This is a genomic window from Kaistia algarum (assembly GCF_026343945.1).
GTDB lineage: Bacteria > Pseudomonadota > Alphaproteobacteria > Rhizobiales > Kaistiaceae > Kaistia > Kaistia algarum.
In genome coordinates, this window is sequence record NZ_JAPKNJ010000001.1 from 283116 (window position 1) to 300270 (window position 17155).

20 protein-coding genes are annotated in these 17155 nt (G+C 63.1%); 3 read left to right on the forward strand and 17 right to left on the reverse strand.

Annotated features, from left to right (window positions below; all coding sequences use genetic code 11):
* Positions 1-358: 358 nt before the first annotated feature.
* From OSH05_RS01425 to OSH05_RS01485, 13 genes are all read right to left on the reverse strand, one after another.
* On the reverse strand, positions 359-1339 hold the full coding sequence (locus tag OSH05_RS01425; RefSeq protein ID WP_104218487.1) for an IS1595 family transposase: 981 nt from the start codon (positions 1337-1339) through the stop codon (positions 359-361).
* A 141-nt stretch (positions 1340-1480) separates the two neighbouring features.
* Positions 1481-2107: a hypothetical protein gene (locus OSH05_RS01430; RefSeq protein WP_104218488.1), complete on the reverse strand. Its 627-nt coding sequence runs from the start codon at positions 2105-2107 to the stop codon at positions 1481-1483.
* A gap of 189 nt (positions 2108-2296) precedes the next feature.
* The gene (locus tag OSH05_RS01435; RefSeq protein ID WP_207778726.1) at positions 2297-2716 is read right to left on the reverse strand and encodes a MucR family transcriptional regulator; all 420 of its coding nucleotides are present in this window, start codon (positions 2714-2716) and stop codon (positions 2297-2299) included.
* Between the two features lie 263 nt (positions 2717-2979).
* On the reverse strand, positions 2980-4659 hold the full coding sequence (locus OSH05_RS01440; RefSeq protein ID WP_165801543.1) for a proton-conducting transporter transmembrane domain-containing protein: 1680 nt from the start codon (positions 4657-4659) through the stop codon (positions 2980-2982).
* Complete coding sequence (locus OSH05_RS01445) at positions 4652-4897, reverse strand: hypothetical protein (RefSeq protein ID WP_133163081.1); 246 nt, start codon at positions 4895-4897, stop codon at positions 4652-4654. Before OSH05_RS01445 ends, OSH05_RS01440 begins: the two co-directional genes overlap by 8 nt.
* 1 nt (position 4898) lies before the next feature.
* Entirely contained in the window at positions 4899-6341 is a 1443-nt protein-coding gene (locus OSH05_RS01450; protein WP_207778727.1) for a proton-conducting transporter transmembrane domain-containing protein, read from the reverse strand.
* Complete coding sequence (locus tag OSH05_RS01455; RefSeq protein ID WP_104218491.1) at positions 6338-7819, reverse strand: monovalent cation/H+ antiporter subunit D family protein; 1482 nt, start codon at positions 7817-7819, stop codon at positions 6338-6340. Before OSH05_RS01455 ends, OSH05_RS01450 begins: the two co-directional genes overlap by 4 nt.
* Positions 7816-8202 carry a cation:proton antiporter subunit C gene (locus OSH05_RS01460; protein WP_104218492.1) on the reverse strand — a complete coding sequence of 129 codons (387 nt, stop codon included), beginning with the start codon at positions 8200-8202 and terminating at the stop codon, positions 7816-7818. Before OSH05_RS01460 ends, OSH05_RS01455 begins: the two co-directional genes overlap by 4 nt.
* Positions 8202-8621: a Na(+)/H(+) antiporter subunit B gene (locus tag OSH05_RS01465; RefSeq protein ID WP_104218493.1), complete on the reverse strand. Its 420-nt coding sequence runs from the start codon at positions 8619-8621 to the stop codon at positions 8202-8204. Before OSH05_RS01465 ends, OSH05_RS01460 begins: the two co-directional genes overlap by 1 nt.
* Positions 8622-8624: 3 nt before the next feature.
* Positions 8625-9179, reverse strand: a complete 555-nt coding sequence (locus tag OSH05_RS01470; protein WP_266352015.1) for a DUF4040 domain-containing protein — start codon at positions 9177-9179, stop codon at positions 8625-8627.
* Complete coding sequence (gene mnhG / locus OSH05_RS01475) at positions 9176-9547, reverse strand: monovalent cation/H(+) antiporter subunit G (RefSeq protein WP_104218494.1); 372 nt, start codon at positions 9545-9547, stop codon at positions 9176-9178. Before mnhG ends, OSH05_RS01470 begins: the two co-directional genes overlap by 4 nt.
* Positions 9544-9819, reverse strand: coding sequence for a monovalent cation/H+ antiporter complex subunit F (locus OSH05_RS01480; RefSeq protein WP_104218495.1), 276 nt, complete (start codon positions 9817-9819; stop codon positions 9544-9546). Before OSH05_RS01480 ends, mnhG begins: the two co-directional genes overlap by 4 nt.
* Before the next feature lies 1 nt (position 9820).
* The gene (locus OSH05_RS01485; protein WP_104218496.1) at positions 9821-10303 is read right to left on the reverse strand and encodes a Na+/H+ antiporter subunit E; all 483 of its coding nucleotides are present in this window, start codon (positions 10301-10303) and stop codon (positions 9821-9823) included.
* A gap of 369 nt (positions 10304-10672) precedes the next feature.
* Here OSH05_RS01485 and OSH05_RS01490 point away from each other — a divergent pair, with 369 nt between their 5' ends.
* Together OSH05_RS01490 and OSH05_RS01495 are read left to right on the forward strand one after the other, a co-directional pair.
* Positions 10673-12745, forward strand: coding sequence for a S9 family peptidase (locus tag OSH05_RS01490; RefSeq protein ID WP_104218497.1), 2073 nt, complete (start codon positions 10673-10675; stop codon positions 12743-12745).
* A gap of 101 nt (positions 12746-12846) precedes the next feature.
* On the forward strand, positions 12847-13206 hold the full coding sequence (locus OSH05_RS01495) for a hypothetical protein (protein ID WP_133163082.1): 360 nt from the start codon (positions 12847-12849) through the stop codon (positions 13204-13206).
* Positions 13207-13381: 175 nt separating this feature from the next.
* On the opposite strand, the gene OSH05_RS01500 is transcribed toward OSH05_RS01495, so the two are convergent.
* The 4 genes from OSH05_RS01500 to OSH05_RS01515 form a co-directional block, all read right to left on the reverse strand.
* A complete protein-coding gene (locus OSH05_RS01500) occupies positions 13382-13807 on the reverse strand; it encodes a hypothetical protein (protein WP_104218499.1) in 426 nt (141 codons plus the stop codon).
* Positions 13808-14032: 225 nt separating this feature from the next.
* The gene (locus OSH05_RS01505; RefSeq protein ID WP_104218500.1) at positions 14033-14629 is read right to left on the reverse strand and encodes a TetR/AcrR family transcriptional regulator; all 597 of its coding nucleotides are present in this window, start codon (positions 14627-14629) and stop codon (positions 14033-14035) included.
* A gap of 419 nt (positions 14630-15048) precedes the next feature.
* The gene (locus OSH05_RS01510) at positions 15049-15732 is read right to left on the reverse strand and encodes an HAD family hydrolase (protein ID WP_104218501.1); all 684 of its coding nucleotides are present in this window, start codon (positions 15730-15732) and stop codon (positions 15049-15051) included.
* Positions 15733-15818: 86 nt separating this feature from the next.
* The gene (locus tag OSH05_RS01515; RefSeq protein ID WP_104218502.1) at positions 15819-16418 is read right to left on the reverse strand and encodes a superoxide dismutase; all 600 of its coding nucleotides are present in this window, start codon (positions 16416-16418) and stop codon (positions 15819-15821) included.
* Positions 16419-16589: 171 nt separating this feature from the next.
* On the opposite strand from OSH05_RS01515, the gene OSH05_RS01520 reads away from it, so the two are divergent.
* On the forward strand, positions 16590-17153 hold the full coding sequence (locus OSH05_RS01520; RefSeq protein ID WP_266352016.1) for a c-type cytochrome: 564 nt from the start codon (positions 16590-16592) through the stop codon (positions 17151-17153).
* Positions 17154-17155 lie beyond the last annotated feature (2 nt).

Genomic DNA, 17155 nt, shown 5'->3' on the forward strand with positions numbered 1-17155 from the left:
AATTATTTCAATACTTGGAGATCCAAGTATGCTTATGGATCAATCATGGCGATATAATGTTGTATTGGCCTCGGAAACGCAGAGAAAAATACACAGGAATATGGATATATTTGTTCTGTATATAATTATTCTAATTGTTATCGTAATATTTGGAATGACTGACGCCAAGAGCGACGTGTATGTACACCTGCAAAGAGTCTGCCTGTTTCTCGTTACGCTGGGATTTTGGGCGTCGCTGTGGATGCCATTTTCGTTGAAAGAAATTCAACGAAAGCGGCTCAATGACGCAATCGACGCAAAGCGGAACGGTCAAGGGGGTTGATTTCGTCGCATTGCGAGCATGCGTTTGGCCTGCTGCTTACGCGAGGCGGGCTTCGTCAAGCCGCCGATAGGTGAGGCGCTTGCCACGGGCGCCAAGAAGCAATTCCTCGGCGCGCTCTGCATCGGTGAACTTGAGCGCGGTGCGGCGGTTGTAGCGGAAATCGAATTCCGCGAGATAGCGGTGCAGGTGCGCCTCGCCGCAGTGGTGGTAGATGCCCTTCATTCCGCGCTTGAACAGGCCGAAGGCGCCTTCGATCGAATTGGAATGGATCACGCGCTCGCCTTCGTAGCGGACATATTCGCCGGCCGAATGCTTGGTCGTCTCATGAGTGCCGAACTCTTTGCCAGCGGTGACATAGAGGCGGCTTTCGTCGGTGTGCAATTCCGAGCGGCGATCAACGTTGCGAACGAGGATATCGCGGACGGTGGCAACGTCGGCCTTCTCGACATGGAACATGCGGACCTTGCCGCCGCGCTCGACAAGGCCGACCACGGCGCGCTTTCCGGAGGGGCCGGTCTTGCCCTTCTTGATGAAAGGACGGCCTGAAGTCGTCTCAGTCGGCTGGATATCGGTCTTGCCGAAATAGGTCTCATCGGCCTCGACGATCTTACCAGAGCCGCCCATGGGTCCGGCGGACTTCACATCTTCGGCCATGGCCTCACGGATGCGATGGCACATGAACCAAGCGGTCTTGTAGGTAACGCCGAGCATGCGGTGGATCTGGTGGGCAGACATGCCTTTCTTGGACGCAGCCATGAGGTGCGAGGCGAGAACCCACTTGTTCAAGGCAATCTTGGAGCGCTCGAACACGGTGCCAACGGTCACGGTGAAGGGCTCGCGGCATTCCTTGCACTTGTAGACGCCGGGACGGGTCGACTTGCCCTGAAGCTTGGTGATGCGCGTCGGATCGACATTGCCGCAATGAGGGCAGATCGGACCATTCGGCCAATGCAGAGCCTCAAGGTGCTCGCGGGCCTTGTCTGCGTCGGTGTAGATCGCGGCGGTGATGTCGAACATGGCGTATCTCCTTGGCCCATTTGTCGCAAATTGGACTCGGTACGTCAAGTATATAATTAGGAATTTCTTCCTATGATAGGGTAAGTCAGTTTCACGGACCGGGGATAGATTTCTTTGCGGATACGATGGCCGGCGCGCTCGTCAGAACCAGGGACGATCCGGCGGCAGGGGCGGATTCTTCAGCGGGACCTCGCTCGACACGGTCTCGGCGCCTCCGATCGGAGCAACCACGACGGTCCGTTTCGCAGGAGGCGGCACCGCCGAACTGATCGTCAGCGTTCCGTCGGCGATGGAAAAGCGCGCCAGAAGCCAGCGATCGGAGACCTTGCGGAAGGCGAAGTCGAATTCGAGTTCAAATCCAGGTGTCGGCACCGTCCCAACGAGCCAGAGTTCGCCGCTGGAAGGCTGGACGGCCGCTGTCTGGAACGCCGGTTCGGCAATGACGGCAAAGCCAATATCGCGCCGCTTGTCGCGCCAGGGCCTGAATATCGCCTCCAGCGAAGCGACGGAGAGCTTCTGGGCGACATCCGGCGCGATCAGCGCTCCCAACACCTTGTACTCGCCCGTGGCATTCGCCTGATTGATCGCGATAAGGGTAGACCGCAGGAGGATCGCCTCCACGGGGCCATAGTGCGCGCCTGTCGGCTCCGATCGGCTCTCCACCGGCTGGCTCAAGGCCGAACCCGGCATGAGTGCATTGCCGAGCAGCAACAGGCACACTGCCGCATGCCCTATCGCGACCGCCCATCGTCCGGATCGCTGCGTCATCGCCGTTCGTCGTCCGAGCCCATTAGCCGGAATGAACGATATCCGCATCGGCTCGGATCGAAAAGGCGGACCCAATACGCCGGACCACTTCGCCAGATCATCACTTCGCGCGGCCGCACCCACGACGGCGGCGCACAAAAGAAAAGGGCCCGAACGATGCCGGGCCCTTCCCTACACTTCAGACACTGATCAGCGGCGCTTGCGCTGCTGACCGAGGCCCATCTTCTTCGCCAGTTCGGAACGGGCCGCCGCATAGCTGGGCGCAACCATCGGATAGTCAGCCGGCAGGCCCCACTTTTCGCGATATTCTTCCGGCGACAGGTCGTAGTGCGTACGCAGATGGCGCTTCAACGACTTGAACTTCTTGCCGTCCTCGAGACAGACGATGAAGTCGGGGAACACCGACTTCTTCGGGTTGACGGCCGGCTTCAACGGCTCGGGCTCGGCCTCCACAACGCCGCCATGCGTACGATTGAGCGCCTGGAAGACCTCAGAGATCAGTCCCGGCAGATCATGCGCCGAGATCGAATTGTTGCTCACGTAAGCGGAAACGATGTCCGCCGTAAGATCAATCAGATCTGTGTTTGGGGTCTTCTCACTTATGGTCATCGCTTACCTCGATTTTTGCTCGGGAAAATTGCCGTGGCAATACTGATCATCTTGGTCATCAGGGTCCCAGCCACCGCATCTTCGCGCGAGACATGAATCGACCCGAAACCACGTTGAATCCGCTATTCGCAGGCTTCTATATAATCCAGTTACTGCGAATACAAGCGATAAGTCGGCCTGCTCGATATTCAGTAGAGTTCACATCGTGGCGATTCGTCTCGTCACAACCTATCCAGCATTGCATGCAAACGTCGATATTGCGTTCAGAATGCGGCAATCAACAGTGCGATGGCGAGCAGCGCGGTCGCCGCCAGCGCGATATCTCCCGTCCGCCAATTACCCGCTTCCAGCAGCCGAACCGACCAGACTGGCAGAAAGCCGCCCCATTGTGACCTGAAAGCAGCAAGTTCCGGCTGAATCCAAGCGTTAACGCGCGTCATTCCTAGGCTGGCCCATCTGTAAGCCGACGTTGGAAGCTCACGCCAGAGCCAGTCGAAGTCCATGGTAACGCGAACCACAGGCCAAAGTAACTTCATCAACAAAATGAAACAAACGATCGACGCACCGAGCAGTTGGAGTTGGAACACCACGTGATCGGGCGTGAGCACCGATACAGACGCGATTTCCGGCGCCAATCCGGCAAGCAGCCCCGGCACGATCCCGGCCGCGAGGCTCATGACCGACAGGGCGATCATCGCCACGATCATCGAACGCGGCAGCCGCTCCAGTTTTGCCGGTGCCGCACCGTGGAAGAAGGCGAACCAGGGCAGCTTCAGGCCGGCATAGAGGAACGATCCGGCGGAAACGGCAGTCAGCACAAACCAGGGCAAAGCCGCATGGGCATCGGTGAGCGACGCCATGATTGCCGATTTGGAGACGAAGCCGGCGGTAAGCGGCGCCGCAGCGAGCGACAGCCCGCCGACGACAGCCGCGGCCGCCGTTGCCGGCATGCGCGAGGCGAGGCCGCCCAGTTCGGTCAGGCGGCAAGTTCCCGTCGCCCGCAGCACCGAGCCCGCGGCCATCATCAGGAGTGACTTGTAGAGAATATGCGCAAAGGCATGGGTGGCGGCAGCGGCCAGCGCCAGCGGCGAGCCTATCCCGACGGCGACGACCATAAAGCCGACCTGGCCGACGATCGAATAGGACAGCATGCGTCGGATGTCGTTCTCGATCAGCGCATAGACGAGGCCATAGACGGCCATGAACAACCCGACGGCAACGAGTACCGGCTCCCCCGGAAACAGGCGGATCAGGACCGCGACGGCGGCCTTGGTGGTGAAGGCGGAAAGGAAGACGGCGCCGGCCCAGGAGGCGCGCGGATAGGCATCCACCACCCAGGCCGAGACCGGCGGCGCGCCGGCATTGACGAGAATGCCGGCGAGCAGCAACCAGGTGCCGAACGAATCGGCCCTCAGCGACCGCAGTGCCAAGCCTTCCGGCGCCGAGGCGACAATGGTGAGCCCGGCGAAGAACAGCACGCCGCCGAAGACGTGCATCCACGCATATCGCAGGCCTGCGCGCTCCGCGCCGCCGCCGAGGACGACGAGCGTCGAACCGATCGCCATCACCTCCCAGTAGACGAACAGCGTCAGCAAGTCGCCGGCAAAGACGACGCCCTGCGCCGCCCCGGCATAGAGCAGCGCCGCAGCCCGTTCCGAGGTCGAACGCCGGTCGAGGGCATAGATGGCGGCGAAGAAGGCGGCGATGGCGAAGGCCGTTCCGAAGAGGCGAGCGATCCAGTCGGAGGCGACCGGATGGAGCCCGAGGCCGAGCCATTCCAGGGATGGACCGGATCCAAGCGGGATGAGCCAGACCAGCGCAAGCGCGGCAAGGGGGGCAACGCTGAAAGCCAGGTCCTGCAGAAGACCGCGCAACAGCAGAATAGCCAGGGCGCCGGCAAACAGCGGGTAGGCGGGCGAAAGCGAGGCGAGCGCGTTAGTCATTGCGACCTCGCGATTTTCCAGCGGCAAGGCTCGCCCATCCGATCGAAAGGGCGATCGAGAGGACCGCCGCCGCAAAGCCGAACCAGGCAGCAAAGCCGGGTGTTCCATCGATGCCGAAGGCGCCGTGATGGTCGACAAAGAAATCGACGATGACGAGGACGGCCAGCACGACGATCGCGGCCAGGAGGGAAAGGCGCTGGGGCTGGCTCAACGGGAAGGCGGTTCGGATACGGGCCATGTCACCCTCCCAAGATCGCGCTGGCGAGGCGCAGCGGTACGCCGGGCAGGAAAAAGAGCAGGATCGTGCCGATCGCGGTTGCCGTCAGCGCTACCACCATGGGCAGCGGCGCCTCACGCACGGGGCGGTCATCGCCCTTCATAAAGGCGCGCGTCAGGATCGGCAGAAAATAGGCAGCATTGAGCACTGTCGATACGAGGATCACGCCGACCGCGAACCAGTTCGTCGCCGTGCCGGCCGCGCCGAGCATGAACCATTTTCCCAGGAAGCCGGCTGTCGGCGGCAGGCCGATCATGGAGAGCGCACCCACCGAGAAGGCAGCCATGGTCCAGGGCATGCGGCGGCCGATGCCCTGCATCTGGCTGACCTTGGTGACGTGTTCGGCCGTGTAGACCGAGCCCGCGGCGAAAAACAGCGTGATCTTGGACACGGCATGCGCGGCGATGTGGATCGCGGCGCCCATGACGGCGAGCGGCGAGGCAAGCGCCGCGGCCATGACGATATAGGAGAGCTGGCTGACGGTCGAATAAGCCAGGCGGCGTTTGAGGTCGTCGGCCCGGAGCGCCACGATCGAGGCGGAGACGATCGTGAATCCCGCAACATAGACCAGCCAGGCGGACGCTCCGGTTTGCTGCAGCGTCTCGATGCCGAAGATCGAGACGACGACCTTCAGAATGGTGAAGACGCCGGCCTTCACCACCGCGACGGCGTGCAACAGCGCCGAGACCGGCGTCGGCGCCACCATCGCCGTCGGCAACCAGCGATGCAGCGGCATGACGGCGGCCTTGGCGGCGCCGAAGACGAAGAGCGCGAGCAGCACCGCCATCGCGGTCGGGCCGAGCTTGCCGGCGAGGATGCCACCGGCCTTGAAATCGAGCGTGCCGGCTAGTGCATAGGTCCAGACGATCGCCGGCAGCAGTAGGATCATCGAGGCGCCGATCAGCGTCAGCAGATAGATTCGCCCGGCCCGCATCGCCTCGCGCGAGCGCTTGTGTGTGACGAGTGGATAGGTCGTGAGCGACAGCATCTCGTAGAAGAGGAACAGCGTCAGCAGGTTGCCGGAAAAGGCGAGCCCCATGGTCGCCGTAATCGCCAGCGCAAAGCAGACATAGAACGTGGTCTGCCGCGGCTCGTCATTGCCGCGCATATAGCCGATCGAATAGACGGAATTGGCGACCCAGAGCGTCGAGGCGACGATGCCGAACAGCATGCCGAGCGGATCGATATGGAGTGCCAGTTCCAATCCCGGTGCGAGCGTGGCGAGGTGCAGCGCCGGCCGTTCGCCATTCAGCACGCCGACGAGAAGGTCGCAGACTGTGATGAAGAGGCCGACCGCCGCTGCCAGCGTTGCCGCTTCGCGCCAGTTCGGAAAGCGGGATAATAGCGCGATCGCAAGCGCCCCGGCGCCCGGTATCGCGAGAGCGAGGATCAGGGCGCCGCTCACGGCCTCGCTCCGAGCAGCGCGGTTGCCGCATTGGAGGCGAGACTGACCGGGAAGCTGGCCGAGAGGCCGAAATAGATCGTGAGCGCGGCGAGCGCCAACGTCGGGACCAGAACGCCGGCCGGCGCCTCGCTCGCCTCCAGCGAGCGCTGGCATGGTTCGCGGAACCACACGACCTCGAGAATGCGGCCGACATAAAGAACCGCGAGCACGGAACTCGCGACGATCAGGATGGCAAGCCATGGCATGCCGGCATCGAAGGCTCCGAGCACCAGATACCATTTCGAGACGAAGCCGCTCGTGCCGGGCACGCCGATGAGGGCGAGGCCGGCAACCGTGAGCGCTCCAGCCGACAAAGGCATGGTGCGGCCGATGCCGGCGAGTTCGTCGAGCTTGCACGAGCCCGTGCTCAGCAGGATCGCCCCAACCGCCATGAAGGCCGCGCCCTTCATCAGCGCGTGGTTGAAGATGTGCAGGAACGCGCCGGTCATGCCAGCCTCGTTGGCGATGGCGAGGCCGAGCGTGATGTAGCCGATCTGCGCCACCGAGGAGAAGGCGAGCAACCGCTTGATGTCGTTCTGGAAGATTGCGGCGAGAGAAGCCGCGACCATCGCCGCGATCGACAGCACCATAAGCGCATCGGCAATCGATACCTGCCCAACGCTGCGATGGATGCCGAAGACGCCGAAGAGATAGCGGGCGAGCAGATAGACGGCGACCTTAGTAGCGGTCGAGGCGAGCAGCGCAGAGGCCGAGGACGGCGCATAGGCGTAGGCATTGGGCAGCCACGCATGGAGCGGGAACAACGCCAGCTTCAGCGCGATGCCGACGACGATGAAGGCCTCCGCTGCAATCAGCGCGCGCGGGCTCGTTACATCCGGCAAACGCTCGACGATGAGGCCGAGATTGAGCGTGCCGGTGGAGAGATAGAGCAGGCCGACGCCGATGACGTAGAAGGTTGCCCCGATCGTACCGACAATCAGATATTGATAGGCGGCGACCAGCGCGCGGCGGTCACGACCGAGTGCGATCAACGTATAGGTCGAGAGCGACGATATCTCGAGAAAGACGAAGACGTTGAAGGCGTCGCCCGTCGCGGCCATGCCGAGCAAGCCCGTCAGACAGACGAGCATCATCGTGTAGTACCAGGCGATCCGCTCCGGGATCATCTCGGCCAGCACCGAGACGCGCGCATAGACGAGCGCGGCGACGCCCATCACCGAGACCAGCAGCAGGATCGGCGCGTTGACCGCGTCGATGCGATACTCGATGCCGAGTTCCGGCGCCCAGCCGCCCATATGGTAGGAAACGGCGCCTGCGGATTGCACCTCGACCAGCAGCATCGCGGCGATCACGGCGGAAGCGAAGGTCGCTGCGATCGCGACGACGAAGGCTGCGGCTCCATTCCGCGACAGCGCCGCCAGCAGCGCCCCGAAGAGCGGCAGCAGGACGACGAGGGCCGGCAAATGGGCAGCGATCATGCCCCCTCCCCGTCACGGCTAGCCTTCGCACCCTCGCGCGCGATGATCTCGTCCTCCTCGATGGTCCCGAATGCCTCGCGGGTGCGGACCACCAGCGCCAGGCCCAGCGCCAGCGTGCCGATGCCGACGACGATCGCGGTGAGAATCAGGACATGCGGGAGAGGATGAGCGTAGACAGGGAAGCGTGAATCCAGGATCGGCGCCGTTCCGCCGATGATCTTTCCGGGCAGAATGAAGAGCAGGTAGACCGATGACTGGAACAGCGACAATCCGACCAGCTTCTTGATCATGTTGCCGCGGGCGATGACCACATAGAGACCGGCCACCATCAGGAAAACCGTGACGATGCGGGTTGCCGAGGCGATCAGCGGATCGATCAGCATCAGGCGCGCCTCCGGCCGGCGAAGGCGTAGAAGATGCCGATCATGCTGGAGAAGACAGTGATGAAAACGCCAGCCTCGACCAGGAAGACGCCCCATTCCTGGCCGTGGACCTTGTCATGGGCCAGATGGTCATAGCCGAGGAAGTTCTCGCCGGTCAGCATGCCGGCGACGCCGACCAGCGCGTAGACCAGCACACCGGCCGGAATCAGTGTTTCCAGCACAGCCTGCGGCATGATCCGCTGTGCCGCTCCGACACCGTTGATCAACGCATAGAGGATGATGGCCGCCGCCGCGATGACGCCGGCCTGGAAGCCGCCGCCAGGGCCGTAGTCGCCGTGAAACTGCACATAGAGAGCGAAGAGCAGCAGCGGCGCCAGGATGAACTTGGTAGTAACGCGGAGGACGACGTCAAGGCGCATCGCTCAGCCCTTTCGCTCGCTGCGGCGCCGAGCAAAAAGCGCCAGCACGCCGATAGCCGCGGTGAAGACCACCGCCGTCTCGCCGAGCGTATCGAAGCCGCGATAGCTGGCGAGGACCGAGGTGACGACGTTCGGTATGCCCGTATCGGGCAGCGAGCGCGCGAGATAGTCAGGGCCTTTCGCATGGATCGGCTGGTCGGCCGAACCGAATTCGGGGAGGTCGCTCAGCCCCCAAATGAGGACCCCTGCCGTGACGGCGGCGACGAGCAGCGGGGCGACGTGACGTGCCTTGCCCGTCGCTTCCTTGACATCCGTCAGATAGAGCGCGCCGAGGAACAGGACGGTCGAGATGCCGGCACCGACCGAAGCCTCGGTCATCGCGACATCGACGGCATCCAGCACGACGAACAGCGTCGCCATCAGGAAGGAATAGATTCCAAGCAGGATCACCACCGCGAAGAGGCCGCGCACCCTGACGATGCCGAAAGTGACGATCGCCAGCAGGATGAGCAGGACGAGCGTCAGGATCGGCTCAACGATAGCGGGATCGGACATCATCGCGATTTTCCCCTGCCCTTGCGGGTCACCGGCGTCTTCCTCGCCGGAGATGACGCATGCCGCTTTTCAGCCCCCGGCTTCAGTCCGGCCTGCAGTGCAGCAGCGGCGAGCGCATGCGTTGCCACGGGGCCCATGAACATCAGAAAGAGCAGGAGAAAGACGAGCTTGACGGTAACGAGTGTGAGACCGCCATAGACCATCAAGCCAATGAGGACGAGCCCGACGCCGGCCGTATCGGCCAACGACGCGGCATGGATACGGGTGAAGAGATCCGGCATCCGATGGACGCCGATCGCACCGATCAGGAAGAAGGTCCCACCCGCGACGAGGAAAAGCGCGCCGACGATTTCCCGGGCCAGGTCGATCACGCGCGATCCTCCGGCGCGGCACCCAGCGAACCCTCGCGATAGAATTTCAGGACGGCGAAGGCGCCGACATAGTTGAGCAATGCATAGGTCAGGCCGAGGTCGAGGAATTCCGGCCGCCCCGTGAGGAAGCCAAACAGCGCGAGGACGAGAATGGCGCCATTGCCGATCGAATTGGCCGCGAGCAGTCGGTCGAACACGGTCGGACCGCGCAACGCACGGACGACCAGAAGAGCGATCGAGACGAGAATGGCGAACAGGGCGGCGGCGAGCATGTCAGGTCTCCCCTTCGAAGCGCCGGACACGGGCCTCCATCTCGCCGGCCCGCAATCCGGCCTCTCCCTCGGCGGTCAAGGCGTGGACGCGCAGGAGATCATGTTCACGGTCGACGCCGACCGTCACCGTGCCAGGGGTCAGCGTGATCGAATTGGCATAGGTTGCGACACCGACGGCCGAGCGCAGGTCCATTTTGATTTCGAACAGCCTCGGCGTAATTGGCAGCTTCGGATCGACGACCACCCGAGCGACTTGAAGCGAGGACTTCACGATCTCGGTGAGCAGCCAGGACCAATAGGCAAGACCCGCAGGCAGGCGATCGACCGGGTGGCCTTCCTCATCCGAGAAGCCGAGACGGCGGCCAGCCAAGGCGAGGGCGACCGAGACGACGGCGCCTGAGCCGATCAGCCAAGGCGTGTAGTGTCCGGAAAGCAGAAGCCAGAAGGCAAAGAGAAACAAGGCCAGGCTGATCGTGCGAAGCATCGGGGCGTCTCTCTCCTTCCGCTGTTCGTCCCACGTCGATTCGTTCGAGTCGCGGCCAGAAAAGCACGGTACGGCCGTGATCCCAAGCCAAAGTGGACCGACAGGGGCAGGAAAAGCCTCCGGCTAGGTCTGCGGATGCGGATCCATGCCGCTTGCGAGCCTCGCAGCGGCCCCCATCTAGAAGGCAGACAGCGGCGCCGTTCCCCGTCGCAGGCTGATTGGCGCCCCCTGTGCCGAGGCGCTGCCCTGCAGTCTCGCCGCTGCATCCGGCATCCAGTTGCGGAACCGTCTTGAAGCGCTCGCCCGATCGGGGCAAGGAAGGGGCGCGGGACCGCCTTATCGCACCATCTTTGTTCAGGAGCCTTCTTCTTGAAGCCACCCATCGCCGCCAAGCGGCCCGTGATCACGCACCACCACGGCGTGACGCTCACCGACGACTATGCCTGGCTGCGTGCCGAGAATTGGCAGGAGGTGATGCGGGACCCGTCGGTGCTCGATCCCGAGATCCGTGCCCATCTCGATGCCGAGAACGCGTACACTGCAGCCGAAATGGCCGACACCGAAGCCTTGCAGGCGGCGCTGTTCAAGGAAATGCGTGCCCGCATCAAGGAGGATGATTCCTCCGTGCCGGCACAGGACGGGCCCTACGCCTATTCCACCCGCTTTGTCGAAGGTGCGCAGCATCCGCTGATCGTCCGCACCCCGCGCGACGGCGGCCCCGAAACCATCCTGATCGATGCCGACGCCATGGCGAAGGACCTCGCCTATTTCGATCTCGGCGGTGCGGATCACAGCTCGGATCACCGTCTCATCGCCTGGTCCTTCGACGATCGCGGCTCAGAATCCTATACGCTCAAGCTGCGCGAAGCCGACACCGGCACCGATCTCACCGACAATATCGAGGGCACCACCGGCGGCGCCGTCTGGGCGGCCGACAGCGCCACGCTGTTCTATACGGTGCTGGATGACAATCACCGTCCCTGCCGGCTGTTCCGTCATGTCGTCGACACGCCGTCTAGCGAGGATGTCCTCGTCTATGAGGAGAGCGATCCCGGCTTCTTCCTCGGCGTCGGCCAGACACAGTCAGCGCGTTTCATCCTGATCGACACGCATGATCACGAGACGGCGGAGGTCCATCTGCTCGACGCTGCCGACCCGACCGGATCGCCCCGCCTGGTTGCCTCGCGCCAGACCGGCGTCGAATATGAGATCGAGCACAACGGCGACACGCTCTATATCCTGACCAACGCCGATGGCGCTGAGGATTTCAAGATCGTGACGACCCCAGTCGCGACTCCGGGCCGCGAAAACTGGACGGATCTGGTGCCGCACCGGCCCGGGACGCTGATCCTGGGTCTCACGGTCTACAAGGAATTCATGGTCCGCCTCGAACGCTTCGCCGGACTGCCGCGGATCATCATCCGCGAACTCGCCAGCGGCGAGGAACATTCGATCGAGTTCGACGAGGAGGCCTATTCGCTGGGTCTCGGCGATGGCTATGAGTTCGACACGACGAGCCTGCGCTTTTCCTATTCGTCGATGACGACGCCCTCGCGAGTCTATGACTACGACATGCGCACCCGGACCCGCGTGCTCCGCAAGGAGCAGGAGGTGCCGTCCGGCCATGATCCGGACGCCTATGTGACGCGCCGTGTCTTCGCGCCGACGGCCGATGGCGAGACCGTGCCGGTCTCGCTGCTGTACCGCAAGGACACGCCGCTCGACGGTTCGGCACCGCTGCTGCTTTATGGCTACGGCGCCTATGGCATGACGATACCGGCTTCGTTCTCGACGACACGACTGTCGCTCGTCGATCGCGGCTTCGTCTATGCGATCGCCCATATCCGCGGAGGCAAGGACAAGGGCTATCGCTGGTACCGCGAGGGCCGTCGCGACAAGAAGACCAACAGCTTCACGGACTTCACCGCGGCGGGCGAATTCCTGGCCTCGGAGCAGTTCACGTCGCGCGGCCAGATCGTCGCCTGGGGCGGATCTGCCGGCGGCATGTTGATGGGCGCGGTCGCCAATCTCGCGCCGGACCTCTTCGGCGGCATCGTCGCCGAGGTGCCCTTCGTCGACGTGCTGAACACGATGCTCGATGACAGCCTGCCGCTGACGCCGCCGGAATGGCCCGAATGGGGCAACCCGATCGAGAGCGCCGCCGATTTCGCGACGATCGCGGCCTATTCGCCCTATGACAATGTCACGGCACAGGCCTATCCGCCGATTCTGGCGATCGGCGGGCTGACCGACCCCCGCGTCACCTATTGGGAGCCGGCCAAATGGGTGGCGAAGCTGCGCGAAACCAAGCTCGGCGACGCGCAATTGCTGCTCAAGACCAATATGGACGCCGGCCATGGCGGCGCGTCGGGACGGTTCGACAGCCTGAAGGAGACGGCATTTGCCACCGCCTTCGCGCTCAAGGTCGCCGGGCGGGCGTGAACCACCGGTCTTTTGAGCGAAGATGAAACCTCAAGAGGGCCGACGCGTATATCATGAGCAACGCGGCGCGTCGGCCGCCCCATCGTCCAGGGAGGATTGTCATGACCCGTGTCAGGATAGGATCGGCTCGCAGCGTCGGATCGGCCTTGAGCGTCGCAGCTCTATTGCTGCTGGCACAACCTCAGGCGGCCGATGCCCAGGTCGGCTTTGGCCCGACCAGCAGGCTGAGCCAGGGCGATTGCCGAGCCCTTGCCGCCACGCTCGGCCCGAACAAGGTCTGGTATTCGCGCTTCGCCGGCTCGCAGCCCGATCCATGGGACCGCGGCCTCTGGAGCGCCTGGGGCGTCGGGTGCTTCAAGACCTACAAGGAATGCAAGTCCTGGCTCTATAGCTCGCAGACCGAGTATCCGCGGCTGATGGATTTCACCTTCTGCAAGCAGGGTTTGCCGGCCCGGTACTAGGCGGGTGCCTGGCCCGAGACTTCATTGCTTGACAGCGATCGGCGAAGGCGCCCGGCGGGGATAGCCAGCGCGAACAGGCTACTGAATCGCGACGCCCAGAACGGCCGTGAAGCCAAGGTTGACCTGACGGTTGCCGCTCCAATGCGACAACCGTCCTGCTTTCACGATGGCCGCGTTATCCCAGCGTCCGGAAGCACGAACGCGGGCAGACCAGCCCGACGGCGGGCTTAAGAAACGCGGCCATCATGATGCTGTCCACGAACCGCGACGGGGAGCGCAGGAACGGCGCCATCAGCACCGTTGCCGTCAACAACAGCCACACGGCCTGCAACCTGCCATCGGAGAGAGACCCCGGCCCGGGATGGGTCGACGCGGCCTTCAGGAACACGGATCGCCCCGAACTCTGGATGGTCAAGAGCCCGGCGAGGACGAGCCTCATGGCCAAGAGAACTGCCGACGACGCACTGCGGAGGCGTGCCCCTGAGATCCACATGCCACGCCGACTTCCGATCTCACCCAGCGCCCGGTAGTTGCCCTGGAAGGTAAACCCGCTCTGCCCTGCGCCTGTCATTGAAGCCAAACCAGCCATCGCCATACCCATCGCTGCTCCGTCGATGTCGGTATAGCACCGTTCTGCTAATTTGCAAACCGTCTGGTCGGTTTTTAATTTTGTTGCATCGTCGGCCCTGGGCAGTCACGCAGAGCGCTATGGGCGTCATGGTGAATCGAGCGCGCAAGCGCGGCTGCGCAGTGCGACAGTGTTCTCCCGGTTTCTACCAGTCTGAGCCGGCCGGCAGTCGGGGAAGCGATAGACAGGCAGGGCCGTCTATGGCTGGCTGGGAGTGTCGGAGGCGGATACCGATCGCGAACTCGGCCATTGCGAACTGTCCAGTAGCCTGCCGAAGAGCCGTTCACGGTCCTCGACCGATAGGGGGCTCAAGCCTAGGAGCGTCGTCAGCAGGAGACCTTGGGCCGCTACCAGGCGCAACATGGCGACATCGGGATCCGCCGTTTCCGCCCTGATGAGGTCGGCGCGCTTGCTGTCGATCTCGCGAAAGCCCGCCAGGAGACCCGGGTCCGACGCGACCGCGCCGAGGATCGCAAACGCGACTGCGTCCAATCCATCGGTCGCCTCGCGCAAAACCGCGATCTGCGAAATCAGATAGCTGTCCTGGGTACCGGGTTCGAGACCTGCGAGATATTCTTGCGAGAATGCTTCAAAATGCTCGAACTGGCGCTCCATCAGCGCCTTCAACACCGCATCCTTGGACTGGAACTGATGCATCAGCCCGCCCTTGCTCATGCCGCTCTCACGGGCGATCGCATCCAACGTCAAACGGTTCGGGCCATCCCGGGCGATGATGGTGAGGGCCGCCTGAATGGCAGCGTTTCGGGATCGTTCCGACCGGGTTGGGTTGTCCATGTCTTCTCTCCGTGGCGGGTTGATCCGACGCGACCAGCTTAATGCAACGTCCGGAAATCAGCTGCATGCGGCTAGCGAGCGCCGGTTCCGCCAATGCCACGATCTTCGCAAGGAGGCCAAGCCGAATCAAAGGGCTGCCGCCCCCCGAGATTGCCTCCGGCGACCCATAGCGATGGGGTCCCCAGGCTCGCAACGGCTTCGAGCCCGCCGTGATGTCCCGAAGATGGAGGAAGCCGCCGCACGTCGAGTTTGCCTCTGGCTCAATACAGAGGCTCATATAGCACACTTGGCTTCAATAACAAACCATCTGGTCGGTTTTTTATATTAGCCCGATTGCATGGTCGGGTCGGCAAGTGACCGAGCGCAGTGACCAACGCCCTCGTCGACCAGCGCCAGCCCGCAACCCGCCACGAAAGGCATCAGAGTCCGCCCGGTTCCACAGGCACCAGCGCCAGGACATCGGCGAGCGTTGCAAGGCTGTGACGCGGTGGCGGAACTTCCGCTGGCCAGGGAGATTCGGTGTTTTCGAGCCAGGCCGCCAACATGCCGGCGGCCTCCGCCGCGATCACATCGACGGCCGGATTGTCACCGACGAAGAGGCAGGAGGCCTCGGGCAAAGCGAGACGCTCGGCGGCGCGCCGGAAGATCGCCGGCTCCGGCTTGCTGATCCCTTCGACCGAGGAGACGAGAATCACCTCAAAGCGATCGCGGAGCCCTAGCGCGTCGATCTTGCCGAACTGCACTTCCGCCACGCCATTGGTGATAATGCCAAGCGGCATTCCGGCAGCCTGCAAGGCATCAAGCGTCGGCCTAGCCTCGGGGCGCAGCGTGGCATAGCTCGGATAGTGCGCCGTATAGTCGTTCAGCAGGATTTCGGCGGCGCCATCGTCCAGTCCCAGCTTGGCGGCCAACTGCGGATAGACCAGCTTCTTGGCGATGCGGCCAAACTGCTCGACCTCAAGGAATTCTTCGCTGTAGCGCTCCGCCGTCACGCCCGCCAGCACTTCCGCGCAGCGGCGATATTGGTCGGCGACGAAGACGCGAATGGCAGGTGCGCGATCGATCAGCGTCTCGTCGAGGTCAAAGAGGACAGCCTGGATCATGGCGGTCGCTTCCGAAGGGGGTCACAAAAAAGCCCCTCCCCCGATCGGGAGAGGGGCGAGCTTGCGTCGAGCCTGGCCGGCTCGGCTCAGACGGCCTTTTCGTAGAGCTCCAGGACCGTGTCCCAGTTGATCAGGCTGTCGACGAAGGCCTCAAGGTACTTCGGCCGGGCGTTGCGGTAGTCGATGTAATAGGAGTGCTCCCAGACATCGACGCCGAGGATCGGCGTCGCGCCATGAACGAGCGGATTCTCGCCATTCGGGGTCTTCGAAATGACGAGCTTGCCGTCCTTGACCGCGACCCAGGCCCAGCCGGAGCCGAACTGCGTCGTGCCCGCAGCGATGAAGTCGGCCTTGAACTTGTCGTAGCCGCCGAGGTCCGAATCGATCGCTGCCTGCAGCTTGGCCGGCAGCGACTTGCCGCCGCCGCCCTTCTTCATCCAGTTCCAGAACAGGACGTGGTTGTAGTGCTGGGCGGCGTTGTTGAAGAGGCCAGCATTCTTGCCGTAGCTCTCCTTGACGACGTCCTCGAGGCTCTTGCCCTCCAGACCCGAGTCCTTCAGCAGATTGTTGCCGTTGGTCACATAGGCCTGATGATGCTTGTCGTGATGATACTCGAGCGTCTCCTTCGACATGAACGGCGCAAGCGCCTCGTAGTCATAGGGAAGCGGCGGAAGTTCGAAAGCCATTTCAAGCACTCCTTCGGCGTCATGTGGGGTCGGATGAATCGATAACCGCCATCCGGCAGGGAGGGTTCCGAACGCACCATAGGCACCTCGCCGGTCCGGGGCAACGCTTTCGCCGGCCTCTTCGCCAATCGGAAAGAGAAGTGCCGGGAAGCGTTGAATTCCCGAATGCCGATGCTCCGATCCACCATCACGACGGCATCATCTTTGCGTTATTGGATGGCTTTCGCCTTGAAAGCTTCACCTGCGGCAAGCGACAGTTCACGCTGGGTTCAACACCACGAAAGGAATCCGGACATGCGGGGATTGTTGGTTGCTGCGAGTATTGTCGTCGCGCTTGCGACAGGTGGGGCCGCGATGGCTGCCTCCGACCTCGGCGCCCAGCGCGAGGCGGACATGAAGGCGATCGGCAGCTCGCTGAAGACCGGGTTCGACATGGTTCAGGGCAAGACGGACTTCGATGCGGCCAAAGCGAAGGCGGCCATGGAGAAGATCGCTGCCAAGGCAACCGAATTTCCTACGCTGTTCCCGGCCGGCTCCGAGAAGGTCGACAGCAAGGCGTCCCCAGATATCTGGACGAACAAGGCCGACTTTGAAGCCCATGCGGCGAAGCTCGCCACGGATGCCACTGCCGCCGCCGCTGCCGCGGGCAACGGACTCGACGCCTTCAAGCCGGCGCTCGTCGCCGTCGCTGCCAACTGCAAGGCCTGCCATCAGACCTACCGCCTGTCGGACTAGTC